General features: G+C 40.7%; 15 protein-coding genes and 1 pseudogene. 6 read left to right on the plus strand and 10 right to left on the minus strand.

The features are described from left to right. Positions 1 to 108 precede the first annotated feature (108 nt). The 3 genes from purM (at position 109) to BV375_RS01840 (ending at position 3,279) form a co-directional block, all read left to right on the plus strand. Positions 109 to 1,137: a phosphoribosylformylglycinamidine cyclo-ligase gene (gene purM, locus BV375_RS01830; RefSeq protein WP_086756634.1), complete on the plus strand. Its 1,029-nt coding sequence runs from the start codon at positions 109 to 111 to the stop codon at positions 1,135 to 1,137. A gap of 339 nt (positions 1,138 to 1,476) precedes the next feature. Further along, positions 1,477 to 2,163, plus strand: coding sequence for a PHP domain-containing protein (locus BV375_RS01835; RefSeq protein ID WP_086756701.1), 687 nt, complete (start codon positions 1,477 to 1,479; stop codon positions 2,161 to 2,163). A gap of 396 nt (positions 2,164 to 2,559) precedes the next feature. Further along, positions 2,560 to 3,279, plus strand: a complete 720-nt coding sequence (locus tag BV375_RS01840) for a hypothetical protein (RefSeq protein WP_086756637.1) — start codon at positions 2,560 to 2,562, stop codon at positions 3,277 to 3,279. A gap of 282 nt (positions 3,280 to 3,561) precedes the next feature. On the opposite strand, the gene BV375_RS01845 is transcribed toward BV375_RS01840, so the two are convergent. From BV375_RS01845 to BV375_RS01860, 4 genes are all read right to left on the minus strand, one after another. Further along, the gene (locus tag BV375_RS01845) at positions 3,562 to 4,407 is read right to left on the minus strand and encodes a hypothetical protein (protein WP_143841952.1); all 846 of its coding nucleotides are present in this window, start codon (positions 4,405 to 4,407) and stop codon (positions 3,562 to 3,564) included. Positions 4,408 to 4,527: 120 nt separating this feature from the next. Further along, a complete protein-coding gene (locus tag BV375_RS01850; protein WP_086756643.1) occupies positions 4,528 to 4,767 on the minus strand; it encodes a 2Fe-2S iron-sulfur cluster binding domain-containing protein in 240 nt (79 codons plus the stop codon). A 15-nt stretch (positions 4,768 to 4,782) separates the two neighbouring features. Further along, positions 4,783 to 6,258: a cobyric acid synthase CobQ gene (gene cobQ / locus BV375_RS01855; protein ID WP_086756645.1), complete on the minus strand. Its 1,476-nt coding sequence runs from the start codon at positions 6,256 to 6,258 to the stop codon at positions 4,783 to 4,785. A gap of 290 nt (positions 6,259 to 6,548) precedes the next feature. Further along, a complete protein-coding gene (locus BV375_RS01860; protein ID WP_086756647.1) occupies positions 6,549 to 6,953 on the minus strand; it encodes an Npun_F0494 family protein in 405 nt (134 codons plus the stop codon). Positions 6,954 to 7,497: 544 nt separating this feature from the next. Between BV375_RS01860 and BV375_RS01865 the strand changes: the two genes are divergently transcribed. Further along, entirely contained in the window at positions 7,498 to 7,935 is a 438-nt protein-coding gene (locus BV375_RS01865) for a peroxiredoxin (RefSeq protein ID WP_086756650.1), read from the plus strand. A 94-nt stretch (positions 7,936 to 8,029) separates the two neighbouring features. On the opposite strand, the gene BV375_RS01870 is transcribed toward BV375_RS01865, so the two are convergent. From BV375_RS01870 to BV375_RS01890, 5 genes and pseudogenes are all read right to left on the minus strand, one after another. Continuing rightward, positions 8,030 to 8,434 (minus strand): hypothetical protein, encoded by a 405-nt coding sequence (locus tag BV375_RS01870; RefSeq protein WP_086756653.1) that lies wholly within the window; start codon positions 8,432 to 8,434, stop codon positions 8,030 to 8,032. Positions 8,435 to 8,479: 45 nt separating this feature from the next. Further along, positions 8,480 to 9,367 carry an ABC transporter permease gene (locus BV375_RS01875; RefSeq protein ID WP_086756655.1) on the minus strand — a complete coding sequence of 296 codons (888 nt, stop codon included), beginning with the start codon at positions 9,365 to 9,367 and terminating at the stop codon, positions 8,480 to 8,482. A gap of 82 nt (positions 9,368 to 9,449) precedes the next feature. Further along, on the minus strand, positions 9,450 to 10,469 hold the full coding sequence (locus BV375_RS01880; protein ID WP_086756657.1) for an ABC transporter ATP-binding protein: 1,020 nt from the start codon (positions 10,467 to 10,469) through the stop codon (positions 9,450 to 9,452). A gap of 99 nt (positions 10,470 to 10,568) precedes the next feature. After that, positions 10,569 to 11,441 (minus strand): DUF4351 domain-containing protein, encoded by an 873-nt coding sequence (locus BV375_RS01885; RefSeq protein WP_086756660.1) that lies wholly within the window; start codon positions 11,439 to 11,441, stop codon positions 10,569 to 10,571. A gap of 470 nt (positions 11,442 to 11,911) precedes the next feature. Then, positions 11,912 to 12,376: pseudogene (locus BV375_RS01890) on the minus strand (hypothetical protein); the annotation flags it as partial. Positions 12,377 to 12,535: 159 nt separating this feature from the next. Here BV375_RS01890 and BV375_RS01895 point away from each other — a divergent pair. Next, complete coding sequence (locus tag BV375_RS01895) at positions 12,536 to 12,772, plus strand: hypothetical protein (protein ID WP_086756665.1); 237 nt, start codon at positions 12,536 to 12,538, stop codon at positions 12,770 to 12,772. A 190-nt stretch (positions 12,773 to 12,962) separates the two neighbouring features. On the opposite strand, the gene ald is transcribed toward BV375_RS01895, so the two are convergent. Continuing rightward, positions 12,963 to 14,054 carry an alanine dehydrogenase gene (ald, locus tag BV375_RS01900; protein ID WP_086756667.1) on the minus strand — a complete coding sequence of 364 codons (1,092 nt, stop codon included), beginning with the start codon at positions 14,052 to 14,054 and terminating at the stop codon, positions 12,963 to 12,965. A gap of 411 nt (positions 14,055 to 14,465) precedes the next feature. On the opposite strand from ald, the gene BV375_RS01905 reads away from it, so the two are divergent. Further along, positions 14,466 to 14,636 (plus strand): chlorophyll a/b-binding protein, encoded by a 171-nt coding sequence (locus BV375_RS01905; RefSeq protein ID WP_086684156.1) that lies wholly within the window; start codon positions 14,466 to 14,468, stop codon positions 14,634 to 14,636. Positions 14,637 to 14,903: the final 267 nt, after the last annotated feature.

Here is a 14,903-nt window from a genome sequence, read left to right on the forward strand (position 1 = left end):
TTTCAACTCATTCCCATAGAAATTGTGCATAGCCAAAGCTGTACCACAATATAAAGATGTATGATGATGGTCTGAGTTTGTAACAGATTGATAACAGTGCAGTCAGGAATGGATTATCGCGATGCTGGGGTTGATGTTGAGGCTGGTAGAGCCTTTGTAGATCAAATTCGCAATTTGGTTCACAGTACTTTTAGAAAAGAAGTACTTGGTGGGCTGGGTGGCTTTGGTGGTTGCTTCCAGCTTCCAGCAGGTTACCAGGAACCAGTATTAGTTTCTGGGACAGATGGTGTAGGTACAAAGCTAAAAATTGCTCAAATTCTCAACCACCATGACACTGTAGGTATTGATTTGGTAGCGATGTGTGTTAATGATGTGTTGACATCTGGGGCAGAACCATTGTTTTTCTTAGATTATTTGGCAACAGGTAAGCTGGAGAAAGAGCAATTAACCGAGGTCGTTGCGGGTATAGCCTCTGGGTGTAAGCAGGCTGGTTGTGCTTTGCTAGGAGGAGAAACAGCAGAAATGCCTGGTTTCTACCAAGTGGGTGAGTATGACTTGGCTGGATTTTCTGTGGGAATTGTGGAAAAAAGCCAGATGCTAGATGGTTCCCAAGTACAGTTAGGAGATGTAGCGATCGCTCTTGCAAGTTCTGGGATACACAGTAATGGCTTGAGTTTGGTGCGGAAGATTGTCAGCGATCGCGGATTCGCTTGGAGTGAACGCCCAGAATTATTAGGTGGCGAAACTATCGGTGAAACATTCCTCAAGCCTACGCAAATTTATGTCAAACCCGTGCTATCTGCACGTCAAGCTGGGATAGAAATTCATGGTATGGCGCACATCACAGGTGGTGGTTTGCCAGAAAATTTACCCAGATGCTTAGGAACAGGTCAAGCAATTCAAGTTGACCCCAATAGTTGGGCGATCCCCCCTGTATTTCAATGGTTGGCTGAAGCTGGAGGAGTAAGTGCCCAAGCAATGTACAACACCTTCAATATGGGTATTGGCTTTGTGCTGCTGGTTCCACCCCAGCACGTAGAACAGGCAATTACCTACTTTCAATCACAAGATATTCCAGCTTTTGTGATCGGTGAAGTAATTACTGGTTCTAATTCATTAGTGGGATTGCTTAAATAAATGAATAAATTAATACGAGTAAATAAAGGATATTAAAGATTTGTATTGAGGAGCGCTCTACTAAGCTTAATGATTAGTAGCTATATGCGATGAAGCTTGTGACTATCTGCAATGAGATTTTTGGCAGTATTTGTTACCTATTCTGATTATTCCCATCGAAAATACTCATGGCCGTCAGCGTTGAGATTTGCTAACGTAGTCTTAACATATTGAAAAATTTGCGGTCAAATTCGAGAAAACACCTACCAGCACTAGCTTAAAGTGTTGGTGGTTTCTTATCTGTAAATGTGTGGCGTGTTGGAATGTTTAGAACAACGTATTTTTATCTCAGAGGGGGTTATGGTTGTAAACTTTGCTCGGACTTGTGCTTCCACGGAAATTTTAAAGCAAGTATTTCAGAATATTGATGCCCAAAGTTGCCCAAGATTATTTAACTTTCATATGCACACTGTCCACTCTGATGGCAGATTGCAACCACAAGCCTTAATAGAACAAGCGATCACCATTGGGCTACAAGGGCTAGCAATCACCGACCATCATACTATTGGTGGCTATCAAGCGGCAAAAGCTTGGTTAGAAGACTGGAGGTGGAATAATCCAGGTGCAACCATTCCCCATCTATGGAGTGGTGTGGAAATTAATGCCAACCTTTTGGATATTGAAGTTCATATTTTGGCTTACTCTTTCCAGCCAGAACACACCAGCATGAAACCCTATTTGCAAAGAAAAGCTACTACAGGCAAAGAATATCAAGCAAAGAATGTAATTGCTGCTATTCATGAAGCAGGGGGATTAGCTGTACTAGCTCATCCAGCGCGTTATAAGCGATCGCATTTAGATTTGATTCCTGCGGCGGCTGACAATGGAATTGATGGCGTTGAAACTTTCTACGCTTACAACAATCCCAACCCTTGGAAACCTAGTGCTTTAGAATCACAACAAGTGCAACATTTAGCTGATGAATACGGTCTTTTCAATACCTGTGGCACTGATACCCACGGTTTAAGCCTACTCCAACGTTTATAATGATGCAGGCATATTTTCTTAACACTCCTGGTTCTTCCAGCCGGGGGTTAATATTATTTTGAATTTTAGATTTTCAAGGAATAAATTATCCCAACAAATTAATCATTTTTTTACCAATTATGATTAACGAAATTTATATTTGTTATACTCTCAAACAATAAAAACTTATCTTTTTCCCTTGCTTGAATAACTAATTAATCCTTCAAAGGCTTTTTTACTACTTTTTTAGCAAGCCCTAATTAGTGTGCCCAAGAAACCTATACCATTGAGATTAAGGTACTTCACCCACCTTACATATAATTAACAAGCTCACATCAGTGGGCTTTTTTTATTATGATATAAATTTTACATTCAAGAATACAATAGAACAGCAAAATATCTGACTGGGAGATTTTAATGATTGTTAATTGTTTTTGGAAGAAAATTACTATAGCCATTTTTATAGCTACATTTGCTTTTTCTTGTGAGCCAATTGCTAACAGAAGAATAGAGAAAACACAAGCTAAAGCCACTGAAGAGCAAAAGTCACAACAAAAGCTTGGCTATGGCGATTTAATTATTAAAGAGCAATCAGATTATCTGATGATTCCAGTTAATCTCCCAGAAGAAAGTCAAGATCAAGAAAGTAATTATAGTCTTTCGCGTTCCTCTGCCAAAGAATACAAACTATACAACTTTATTTTTTATCATAAGCAAGATGGGGCAACTCATGTTTTGTTAAATAAAAAAGCAATTATAAATTCCTTCGATTTCTTAGAGACAAAACTAGCAGGTAAGACACCTACAAGATTTTGGTTATATAAAATTCTTGAACAAGATACAAACGTAGATAAAAAAATCAACTTTGAAGATGCAATACTTGGCTATCTATCTGATTTGTCAGGTAAAAATCTTGTACAAGTTACCCCCAATAACACTCAAATCCTCAATTGGGTGATTGTTCCCAGTCAAAACGCCTTGTTTCTCAAAATTATTAAAGACTCTAACAATGACAAAAAATTTACCGAACTAGACAAGACAAATTTTGTAAGAGTCAATCTTGACAAACCTGCGATGGGAACAGAGATTATTAGTGAGTCTATTGAGCAAGAAATCAAGTCATATATTTTTAAATAAAAATTACAGCGAATTTCTGTCCATAATTACCCACTGAAATGTAGTGTGGGAATTGCCCACAAAGTAAAAATTAAAATTTGAGCGAATGTTGAGCAGGAAGTTTTCTAAGGCTAAGTGTTTCCTACGCCATTCAGGGAATCATTGGCAAAATCACGGTTAAATTGTTTTTATAAATATTTATATAATCAACCATTAATTCAGGCTGATTTAGAAAATGCCATAAATCTGTAAATGCATATCATTCAGCTAATAAAAATTTTATTTTAATATTTTAGAGTACTTTTAAAATTCAACTTCATCTAATTCTGAGGATGTTATTTCAGTAAAAATTTCTGTATTAATATCAAAGTCGATCATAGTTTCGGCTTCTCCATAACTTACGGACACAACCAATAGATATTGAGGTAAGTTACTTTCTTGCAAGTAAGATAAATCTTGATTTTGATAACCTTTCAGATTCCGGATTAATTCCTGGTTAAAATCTAAATCTAGTCCGCGAAAATATCTAAATAATATTTGATAAGCTAAGGGAACAGAAAATTTATATATATTATTTCCATCTATTGGAACTTTATAATTTTTATCTTTATCTATATAATATGGATCTCTTTCTCTAATAATTGATTCTACTATATTTATAGGTACAACTACTGCATGGTTGTGTTTAGTTGTTGTAGGAAAAAATGAATAGTCATGAAACTTCTTAATAGGCTTATTATCATACATTAATAACATAGGATATTGAATTCTACTACTGATTTTATTCAATTGTTTACCTTTAATTTCTTCAAAACTTCTTTTATTTTTATGTATCTTTTTGGCTTCAAGAGAAGTCGCTCCTTCAAAAGAATGGCTCCCAGAATATGTTATTTTTACAATAAAGCCTATATCACCAAATTGAGTTTCTGTATTTCCAATAAATTTATATGCTGCTGAGTTAATAGTGATAGGTAGAGAAGATAAACCGTTAATTTGAATATTACGAAATAGCTTTCTATATTCAAATAAGATTTTCCTGGTAATGTAATCTTCGTCCCAATCTGAAGGGTAACTATCTAATATTTGTTGGCGAAAAATCTTTTCCAACTCACTGTATAATGTCATAAGCGACATTTGTAAAATATTCATATTTAGTAAAAGCTAAATATATAAATTAACCATCCAATAGTCTGGAGCAAAGCACTTTCAGCTTTACACTGCAACTGTTTATTACTGGTGTGGTAGAGAGGCGATGTCTACCATTGACTATCACCAAGTTGGATCGCTAAACAGATTGATCGTTAATTGTTCGCGTCCTGGTGGTATGGCTGTGATACAAGCACGGATAGTATCTCCATCCTCTAATTCCACAGTACAAGCGTGACAAGTCCCCATCAGACAGCCAGTGGGGATAAATATCCCCGCCCGATCTGCTACATCTAAGAGGGCTTCTCCCACTTCAGCATTGACTGTGACATCATCTGGTAAAAACTGGACGCGAACACTCATGAAACACCAACCTCCCTAGGACAAAAAGGGCGTTAAGTCTAAATGATTTTCAATTTCCGTGGCTAGGGAATCCAAAGTCTGCTCTCGCTGTTCTCGGTAATTAGCAACACCTGTAGGCAGGGATTTTAAACCCCGTTGTTGACGCAGGCGATTTAACCAAGCGCGTCTCCAAGGACCATTGTCAAAGATTCCGTGGAGATAAGTACCCCAAACTGATTGACAACTATCTACCATCCCTAAATTAACATCATCAAATAGAGGTTGGAAGGCTTGGCTATCTGCTTGCTGTTCGATGCGCGATCGCCCTTGATGGATTTCAAACCCATATACTGGTAAACCCATTTGCGGGAAATTTGAGCTAACTTGGCGCTGACGGGCAATTTTCTGTCCAGTAATTACAGTTCTGATGGGTAATAAATTTAGCCCTTGATATCTCCCAGCTTGTCCCTCTATCCCCTCTGGATCGGCTATCATCTGACCCAGCATTTGATAGCCACCGCAGATGCCTAAAACAGTTCCACCAGAAGCTGCATAGTTTTGTATTGCTTCTGCCATACCGCTCTTTTGTAGCATTATCAAATCAGCAATTGTCGTCTTTGTGCCTGGGATAATTACTGCATCTGGATGACCTAATTCTTGCTTGGGGCTTAAATATCTCACCGAGACTGTGGGTTCTGATTCCAATGGATCGAAGTCAGTAAAGTTAGCAATTCTTGGTAAGCGGAGAACTGCAATATCTAAGTCAGCATGGCTTTTATGTGATTTCCTCTCCAACAGGTCGAGGGAATCTTCTGCCGGAAACATATGTTCCAAGTAGGGAATAACACCGATCACAGGGATACCAGTCCGTGCTTCTAACCATTTTATTCCTGGCTCTAAGATTGATCGCTGTCCGCGGAACTTGTTAATTACAACACCCTTAATTAAATCCCGTTCTTCCTGGTCTAATAACTCTAGAGTGCCAATTACATGGGCAAAAGCACCACCCCGGTCAATATCAACTACGAGTATAGTAGGTGCATTTAAATATTTTGCTACCCGCATATTGGTTAAATCGCGGTGCTTGAGGTTAATTTCCGCAGGGCTACCGGCACCTTCGCAAACCAGCAAGTCAAATTCTGTACCTAAATGCTGTAGGGATTCTTCAATTGTCCGCCAACCTAGTTCAAAGTACTGCTCGTAGTAATCTACCGCACTGACTTTACCCACAGGCCTGCCTTTAAGAATTACTTGGGAAGTCATATCACCTTGGGGCTTCAGTAAAATTGGGTTCATTTCTACCCAAGGCACAACTCCTGCCGCCCAAGCTTGTACTGCTTGGGCGTAGCCAATCTCTCCACCACTAGCGGTTACATAAGCATTTAAAGCCATATTTTGACCTTTAAAGGGAGCCACTCGCCAGCCACGCCGCGACAGAATGCGACAAATAGCTGTAGTTATCAGTGATTTCCCTGCGTGGGATGTTGTCCCCACAACCATAATTGATTTCATAATGACTATCAGTTTTTCAATATAAGGGGTGGAATTTCAGGGGTGAACGGTAATTTGGTAATCTACTCGTCAATATTTAACAAGCTAGGAAGCTGATAGAAGCATTGAAGGTAGGGCATTCAGTCCCTAATCCTAGAGGGTGCCTAAGTGCTTCCTATATCTTATATACACCGTACAATCACCGGACAAACTTAGTCAGAGGCTGATGTAAAGGCCTTATAAAGGGGGTCGATGCTTGCGTATATATTGTTCCCTTTTAGTTCTTTATCCTAACTCTTTGGTTTTCTACTCTAAAAAGGCAATCTCAACCACCGAGTCATAGCATTTTGTACGCGATCGCGCCATGAGGGCTGACGCCAATTTTTACTTTGGTATTTTTCTGCTAACTGTTGACCTAAGGGAGTGAGACGAAAACCATCCGTAATTCCTTGTCCATCAACTTCGCGTCGCAGTACACCCACTTCAATCAACCAATCCAAGGCGTTATCACAAGCTAATTCTGATAAAGAACGTTTAGTGTAGCCATGCTTGATACCGCTATCCTGAGCGATCGCATTCAATGACACACTTTGGTGATGCATCGCTACTAATAAAGCCGCATTGAAGGGAGAACAAATAAGTGATCGCTCAGCTCGTTCTACAGTACTTTGAGGATAGGAAAACGTTTTTGGGTTTTGGGAATCAACAGCAGGCATTTTAGATATCTCGATATTTTTAGCTCGATATAGCTTGACTGAACTAATATAGCTGTTTTACAGCACCAGCTATCTCAGCTATTCCAAATTAACTAACTCACAAAACCTGTTAGCAGGTAATGCTTGTCCAAGTCTTCAACAGGAGAAAACTCTCATTGGTCATTTGTCCTTAAATGGATCACAGGCTACAAAACAGTATTTCACTTTAAATTTTTAAAATACTCAGTATTGTTGCGCATCAGGAATCTTATGTAGTAACGAGTGTAATTGTGAATTGTTGAGTTACTCTGTGCCCACTAGTGAACACCTAACTACGAACGACCTATTAAGAATTCTTAAAAGCTATGAAATTTTGATAAAATTAAGTGGAATCAAGCAACAAAGTAACCATTATTCGTACTTAACCAAGCTCCAAATATGACAGTATTAAAAATTATCTTGGTACTGAATTATACTTTGCGAGTAATGGTAAAAGTCAAACAAGGTTACTTGAAAATAACTTGACTCTGGCACTAAACCTGAAGATTGAGAAAACACTAAACTTATGCCTCTAGCAGTTGGTACGGACGCACCTAAATTTACCGCTAAAGACACCAACGGCAACACCGTGTCTTTATCAGATTTTGCAGGTAAGACAGTGGTTTTGTATTTCTACCCCAAAGACGATACTCCAGGATGTACCAAACAAGCCTGTAGTTTCCGGGATGCTCAACCCGATTATCAAGGTAAAGATGTTGTAGTACTAGGAGTGAGTGCAGATGATGAAGCTTCCCATCAAGCATTCACCGCTAAATATAATCTGAATTTTCCTTTATTGGCTGACACTGACAAAAGCCTGATCAAAGCCTACGATGTTGATGGTGGCGGTTATGCCAAGCGCGTCACCTATGTAATTGACCCCAATGGCAAAATCATTCATGTTGATTCAACTGTCAATACTGCTACCCACGCCAGTGATGTTCTAACTGCTTTGGGTATATAGTAGATTTCACGCGATCGTTAATAATTACTTTTTTACCTTTGCTTCCACTAAAAACGGTGGAAGCAAGGTGTATTTAGAGAAGTTTGCGATCCCTTTAGTTTTTTGCTGGTATTGTCTGCTGTGCAGGGGTATTTTCTGGAAGCCTGATGATTGGCAAAGCTTGAGGTGTAGTTCCTAGCTTGCCACCATTTTGAATTGCCTGTTGTTGCCTTTTTTTAAATTCAAGGGTTGCTTCGTCTAATTGTTGGTTCTGTTGCGCAGGGTTCCAGTTAAGAGTCCCAAAATTAGCTCGATGAATCAAATCAAACATATTGAAATCTGAGTTGCCGCCACGGGAGAATGGATCGGCATTATTATTTTGGTTGGTATCTGCGCCAGGAAATGAATCCACGGTACTGAGTTGAGCCAAACTAGGTTGAGCCATCAGTAAGGAAGCGCAGCCAATTCCAGCTACGGTAGCAAATACAAGTTTGCCAAGGGGTAATAACGGTTTTTTCATGGGATTTTCCCCTCAATTTTTTTACAAGGAAATCATGCTTATATCTTAAGCAAGAGTTCGCCGAAGTTGGGGTTGAATACTTAACAAGGCGACCAAAGCAAAGCCAAGTAACACCAGTAATGCTTCCCCAAAAGTAACAGCACCCCAAGGAGCTTGCATTACTACACTACCTAAGCTCCAATTACCGTGGAGATAAAGATAGCGAATTGGTTCAATGGCGTAACTGAGAGGATTGAGAGTCGCAACAACCTGCAACCACTTCGGCATAAAAGATAAAGGTGCCAAAGCAGTACTAGCAAATAATAGTGGTAGGTTAGTGACAAAGATTACTGCAATCAGTTCAATGTGTCCGGGGAGAGCAAAAGCCAAGCCAAGGGATATAGCTGTTACCCCCAAAGCTAGTAAAAAGACAATTAAAGCGATCGCACCTAAACCAGCTACATCAGGTAAACCCGCACCTAAAAATGCGGCGGCGGCGACAATTACCGCTGCTTGCAGCAAACTTTGACTGATGATAAAGATTGCTGATGCAAAGACAATTGAAAATCGTGATGCTAAAGGCGCTACCAGTAATCGATTCAAAAAGCCAAACTCACGGTCAAACATCACTGGTAAACCAGCATTCAGCGCCCCAGCAAATGCGGTAAAAACAATCACACCAGCAGCTAAGAATTGACCGTAATTTGTTGTGCTGCCAAAAATGCCTTTGGGAGCATTTTGGAACAAAGCACCAAACAACACCAGCCACATCACAGGTTGAACAATTCCCGCTAATAGAGTTGAAGGACGGCGTTGCAACTGAATAAACAAGCGACGAGTTAAGGCCAAAGTCTCTTGTACTAATTCACCAAAAAAATTAGGAGTAGCAGTAGCGTAACCTTGCGGTGATGTTGCTGGCTGCCAATTTATATCAGATTTAGGAGTAAAGCTCATATTTGTCAGTTGTCATTTGTAATTTGTCATTTCTGTGCGTGCCCGCGTCCCTAAGTCACCGCGTCTTCCTCATCCCCAGCCCTTACCTCATATTCTGCTTTTTCTCAGCTTTCAGATCGCGATTGGTTACTGCTGCGAGTTCCGCATCCATCAAAGTGCGTCCTGTAGCGGCGAGGTAAACGTCATCTAAGCTGGGGCGAGATTGGGCAATACCAAAAATCGGCAAGCCAGCAGTATTCAAGGTTTGTTGGATGGTAATCAGCGCGTCATTCTGCGGTGTCACTACCAAGTTAAGGGAATTACCTTGAGCGCTGTTAACGATCACTTCCTGCACTAATGGCAAAGTTTGCAAGAGGTGTTTGGCTTTTTCCGCTTCCTCTATGGGGGAGAACTCGCGGATTCGCAAAGTAATGCGATCGCCTCCTACTTGATCCTTCAATTGTGAAGGTGTCCCAGCGGCTATCACAACGCCGCGATCGATAATAGCCACGCGATCGGCTAAGGCATCAATCTCTTCTAAATAATGGCTGGTAATTACTACCGTCGTTCCAGAGGCGCGTAACTTCCGCAGGAAGTCCCACACAACAAAGCGGCTTTCTATATCAAGTCCTACAGTTGGCTCATCCAACACCAAAACATCCGGTGCATGAAGCAATCCAGCCGCTAAATCAAGGCGCTTGCGTAAACCGCCAGAATAAGTTCCGCTTTTTTTATTAGCGTATTCTTGCAAACCAAGTAAATCTAACACCGTCTCAATTCGCTGTTTCCCTACCGCGCCGGGGAGGTGATAAAGCGCCGCTTGTAGTTGTAGCAATTCTCTACCAGTCAGCACCTTATCTAAAGCGACTTCTTGAGCCACATAACCAAGCTTTTGTCTTGCCACTCTGGGGTTATCTAATACCGAGATTCCAGATACTTCGATTTTGCCAGCATCCGGTGTGGTGAGTGTACACAAAGCACGCAGAGTAGTAGTTTTGCCAGCGCCATTGGGGCCAAGTAAGCCAAAGATTTCTCCCGGTTCTACCGCAAAGGAGACATCTTTGACGGCTTCAACCGTGCCATAGCGCTTTTGCAGATTTTGAATTAAAACGGCGGGAGCCATGACAGCTAATCCCCAACGATACAAATCTCAACAAAGTCTATCTCTATTGTAGTTGAGTAGTGTTAGGTGAGGCGATCGCGTCGATACAGCTGCTTAATCTTATTGATTGGTTTGAGGTGGGGAAATATTCGCCAGATAATTCACCACATCGCTTTGGCTAGTAAAATCTAACAGCGCCTCAGCTAAATCCTCTAGCTGAGTGATAGATAAAGCACGAATCTGCTGTTCTGTATCCAGATCAATTGTCCCAAAGCGACGTGTCAAAAGACGGAGAATCAGTTCTAGCGCCTCCTGTTTCTTGCCTAGTTGTTCTCCCTGTTGCAAGCCTTGTTGCAATCCTTTTTGCAAAATATCTTGATAAATCACAGACTCTTGCATAATTTCCTCTCTAAAAAGTTGTCTAATCAAATTCTTTTCAAACCGCAAACCAGCTAGAACCTGTACGCAAGCTGATATATTTTGTTTTTCGTCTGTTACCTCAATCATATCGACAGCAGCAGCGACTTGTTCGAGTAAGTCTTCGGGTGAGTCGGTTCTAGCCAATGTCGCCAGTGGTAAGAGTGCGGGGTTAGCTAGTAACGGTGTTGGATCTTCTTCCCATAAGCGAATCACTCGATATTCGTGTCTGGTTTTCTTATCTACATATTGAGTATTAAAAACAATTTCGGAGGATGTAGGTTGGAGAAAAATCAATACCTGCTCAATATCGCACCAGTATTGGCGTTTCAATCTGGTGTAGTAATCAAGCATCCGAAAGTCGAGTGGTGGTGTGGATGCTGGTGAAGTTTGAAACTCTAAATGCAGGATTTGGCTGGAGATTTGCAGAAAAGTCACTGAATCAGCGCGAATTGGTTCCAGATTCAGTTCGGTTTTAAGTACTTGGATATCTGAAGTTTCAGATGCAAGTAACCATTTAGCAAAATCGGCTGGGTAGTTTTCTGCAAGGTATTTGCAGGTGTTATCGTAACTCAAGGGCGATCGCTTACTAAGTAACTTTATTAATATTAATGAGCAAGGGTAGCTGATTTGACTATTTGAATGGAGAGCGATCGCTACTTTTTTAGAAGCGTTGATTATAAATCTCTAAGCTTGACTCATCCTGCCTTTACAGAGGCCGCAGCCAAAGTAACACATCATCAATTGATTGGCTGGGTGTAAAAAATTTTAACGGAATATTTTCTCTAATTTGATTGCTGATGACACAAATAGATCCATCAAATTTCCTGAGGTCATTAAGAAAGCGATCGCTCAATCAAACCTAAGGCAACATGAACATTAATTTCAAATCCTTTTTCTGTGGCTTTGCGTTTCAGTTTTACAGATTCTTGCTGCGTTTCCAGCATCTTGTAGCAAATCTCACGCCAGTCGATGCTTTTATCTGTTGTTTGGGTAATCTTAGAAGTCGCTGAAGAATTTGTCTTGGGATGTTCGTTCCACTTCTGCTTTACTACTCCCAGATTCTCTTGCTTTGATGCAGTTTGATGTTTTAGTGTCAGCGTAAATTTCCAATAGCCTTAATTCTTTCTAGTCTTGTTGCTATCTTCCGCCAACAGTCTCAACTCTCTAAGACTGTCGAAGACATACTGGATTTCCTGTAACTCTCTTTCTGAGTGATTACTACCAGATTCTCTTTTACGCTGAGGTAGTTTTAAGCTTTTGTTTACGGCTTTAACACATTTGAGTAGATGTTCTTTTTTTGTACTTACCTCAACTGTTCTGGCTATTCTTCCCGATGTCAGTTTGGTTGTGTATCCTGTAACTCGCAGTTTATCAGCTTCCCAATCAACATAAAGCTGGAGTTTTGGTTGTAAGTTTTCTGATTGGTGTTCGGATAATTGCAGTAAAGCTTCTATCAAAGTTAGCGCGTTACCTAAAACCGATTCATCCCAACGAATATTCCTTGGCATTTATAAAGACAATCTTAAGAAATTAGCACTACCCAAACAGGCAAGGTTCCCCAAGCCGTAAACCTGGATGATACAAGCATTATAGTCATCGCATGGGGAAGGTGTCTGAGGAAATACCCAAAAAAATAATTCACCTTGTAAACCAAAAAGGTGAATGAAATGTCAGCTAAGAAATCTAATTCCCGTCTAAGCCAAAAATTAATCGCTGTGTTGCTAAGTCTGAAAATTCTATTAGCTGGTATGCAAGCCTTAGACCGCATTCAAAAAGAAGAGTCGGTAACAGAAACTCTGATTTGGCTGATTAACCAATGCATTCCGGTACTGCAACAAGTCAGTTGTCTGGAGGATGAGCAGAAAAAGAGCGATCGCAAACTTATACCTCCAGCTCATAGATAAGATATTAAGCGATCGCGTTGACATGTGAAAATTTACCAGACACGAAATTTCGTATCTGGTAAAGTATCTAATCGCTACTAGCCTAGAAGGTATTCTGGTTAATTAGGTATAAATGCCACACCTGTCAGGCTTAATTCTGGAAAAGCCTTCTAAATACAAACTTCCTATAAATATTAAGTTTGTTGTGGCCTTAGCTGACTAAATCGGGGAATACCTGCTGTACGCCAGGATGCACTAAGCGATGATTATGGACATTTACACCTTTAGCAAGTGCAGGGTTAACTTCCAACGCTTTAATACCCAAGTTTGCTAACTGGACAACGTAAGGTAAGGTACTGTTGTTGAGTGCTTGGGTAGCTGTCCAAGGTACTGCACCTGGCATATTGGGAACGCCATAATGCACTACACCTTCTTCCACATAAACTGGATTGGTGTGAGTGGTAGTACGTAAAGTTTCCACACAACCGCCTTGGTCAACAGCAACATCCACAATTACAGAACCAGAATGCATTTGTTGTACCAATTCGCGGGATACTAATATTGGTGCTCTACGTCCAGGCACCAAAACCGCACCAACAAGCAAGTCAGCTTCTTTAACTGCGGCTTCGATATGGGCAGAGTTGCTATAAAGCAATTCAACTCTAGAGCCAAACAGAGTTTCTAGGTAGGATAAACGATCAACATTTACGTCCAATATTTGCACAATCGCGCCCATACCTACGGCAATTCTAGCTGCTTCTGTACCAACGACGCCGCCACCTAAAATTACAACTTTGCCTGCTTTGACTCCCGGAACCCCACCTAAAAGAACGCCTCGACCACCTTGGTGACGTTCTAAATAGGTTGCACCAAATTGTACGGATAACCGACCAGCAATAATGCTCATCGGTGTGAGCAAAGGGAGTTTGTTGAAACCAGGTTGTTCTACAGTTTCATAAGCGATCGCACAAGTGCCACAATCAATTAAATGTTCAGTTAATTTGCGATCGGCTGCTAAATGCAGATAAGTAAATAATATCTGCCCTTTCTGTAAAAATTTATACTCATTTGCTTGGGGTTCTTTAACTTTGACAACGAGTTCTCGATTCCACGCCGTTTCTGGTGTGGGGACAATCTCCGCCCCAGCACTGATGTAGTCATCATCAGTAAATCCACCACCAATACCTGCTTGTGTTTGAACGAACACAGCATGACCGTTTTCACTCAACACCCGCACGCTCGAAGGACTCAAACCTACACGAAACTCTTGATCCTTAGTTTCCTTGGGAACGCCGATTTCCATTTATAGCCTCTGATAAATTTTGGTTTCACTTTAGCCTGCCAGTACCAGACTGACTACTTCCGTATTAGGGATAGCTAACTAAATGGCCTTAAGTTTCTCTACTTCCTTTGAGGTGCTACCAACTCTTACCCTTGACTATTGCCCTAGTCTTTCTAAAATATATAAAGAATAATAAAAAATTGTAAACAGTTGTTTACATGGGTTAGCCCCAAAAAGCTGCTGCTGGATTTCTGAAGCTATGTTGCTTGAGTTCCAGACATGGCAACTCAGTTCAACACCTACGGAAGTTCTGATGTCTGAAGACCAGTGGCTATGGCACTAGGTCGGAAGCGATTCTGCGAAAAGCCGCAGCGTTTACAGACTTCTTACAATCAATTTCGTTTGCCGACAAGAAGAGAGGAATTGTTAATGATGACACAACCAAAGCCAACTATTACACCCAAACTAGAGGAGCCTAAATTTGGCTTTAATGAATATGCCGAACGATTAAATGGTCGAGCTGCAATGATTGGCTTCATCTTGATGGTGGTAATTGAATACCTAACTAATCAAGGTGTGCTATCATGGCTCGGTCTCAAGTAGTGCTGCCACAAAGCACAGGCGTTAAAGTTGTAAGCTAGTAATTAGAAGAGTTTTGACCAGCTGGGTATTCTAGCTGGTTTTAACTTAAGCAACAGATAGCGAAACTACCTCCCACGACTTATCGTCTATGGCTAAGAGGCACACAAAAAGTGACAGTTTTATCCGGAACTTGCATTTATAGGTGCAAGAGGGTTAATTACTACACTTCCTCTCCTACTTAAGATAATTATAATACGTGAAAATGCCTTGACATCAGAAAGGCCAAAA

Source organism: Nostoc sp. 106C, assembly GCF_002154725.1.
In the GTDB taxonomy this organism is placed as follows: Bacteria; Cyanobacteriota; Cyanobacteriia; order Cyanobacteriales; family Nostocaceae; genus Aulosira.

Bases quoted from the DNA above. Each gene is read 5' to 3' on its own strand.
- purM (WP_086756634.1), top strand. From the start codon at position 109: ATGGATTATCGCGATGCTGGGGTTGATGTTGAGGCTGGTAGAGCCTTT.
- BV375_RS01835 (WP_086756701.1), top strand. From the start codon at position 1,477: ATGGTTGTAAACTTTGCTCGGACTTGTGCTTCCACGGAAATTTTAAAG.
- BV375_RS01840 (WP_086756637.1), top strand. From the start codon at position 2,560: ATGATTGTTAATTGTTTTTGGAAGAAAATTACTATAGCCATTTTTATA.
- BV375_RS01845 (WP_143841952.1), bottom strand. From the start codon at position 4,407: ATGAATATTTTACAAATGTCGCTTATGACATTATACAGTGAGTTGGAA.
- BV375_RS01850 (WP_086756643.1), bottom strand. From the start codon at position 4,767: ATGAGTGTTCGCGTCCAGTTTTTACCAGATGATGTCACAGTCAATGCT.
- cobQ (WP_086756645.1), bottom strand. From the start codon at position 6,258: ATGAAATCAATTATGGTTGTGGGGACAACATCCCACGCAGGGAAATCA.
- BV375_RS01860 (WP_086756647.1), bottom strand. From the start codon at position 6,953: ATGCCTGCTGTTGATTCCCAAAACCCAAAAACGTTTTCCTATCCTCAA.
- BV375_RS01865 (WP_086756650.1), top strand. From the start codon at position 7,498: ATGCCTCTAGCAGTTGGTACGGACGCACCTAAATTTACCGCTAAAGAC.
- BV375_RS01870 (WP_086756653.1), bottom strand. From the start codon at position 8,434: ATGAAAAAACCGTTATTACCCCTTGGCAAACTTGTATTTGCTACCGTA.
- BV375_RS01875 (WP_086756655.1), bottom strand. From the start codon at position 9,367: ATGAGCTTTACTCCTAAATCTGATATAAATTGGCAGCCAGCAACATCA.
- BV375_RS01880 (WP_086756657.1), bottom strand. From the start codon at position 10,469: ATGGCTCCCGCCGTTTTAATTCAAAATCTGCAAAAGCGCTATGGCACG.
- BV375_RS01895 (WP_086756665.1), top strand. From the start codon at position 12,536: ATGTCAGCTAAGAAATCTAATTCCCGTCTAAGCCAAAAATTAATCGCT.
- ald (WP_086756667.1), bottom strand. From the start codon at position 14,054: ATGGAAATCGGCGTTCCCAAGGAAACTAAGGATCAAGAGTTTCGTGTA.
- BV375_RS01905 (WP_086684156.1), top strand. From the start codon at position 14,466: ATGACACAACCAAAGCCAACTATTACACCCAAACTAGAGGAGCCTAAA.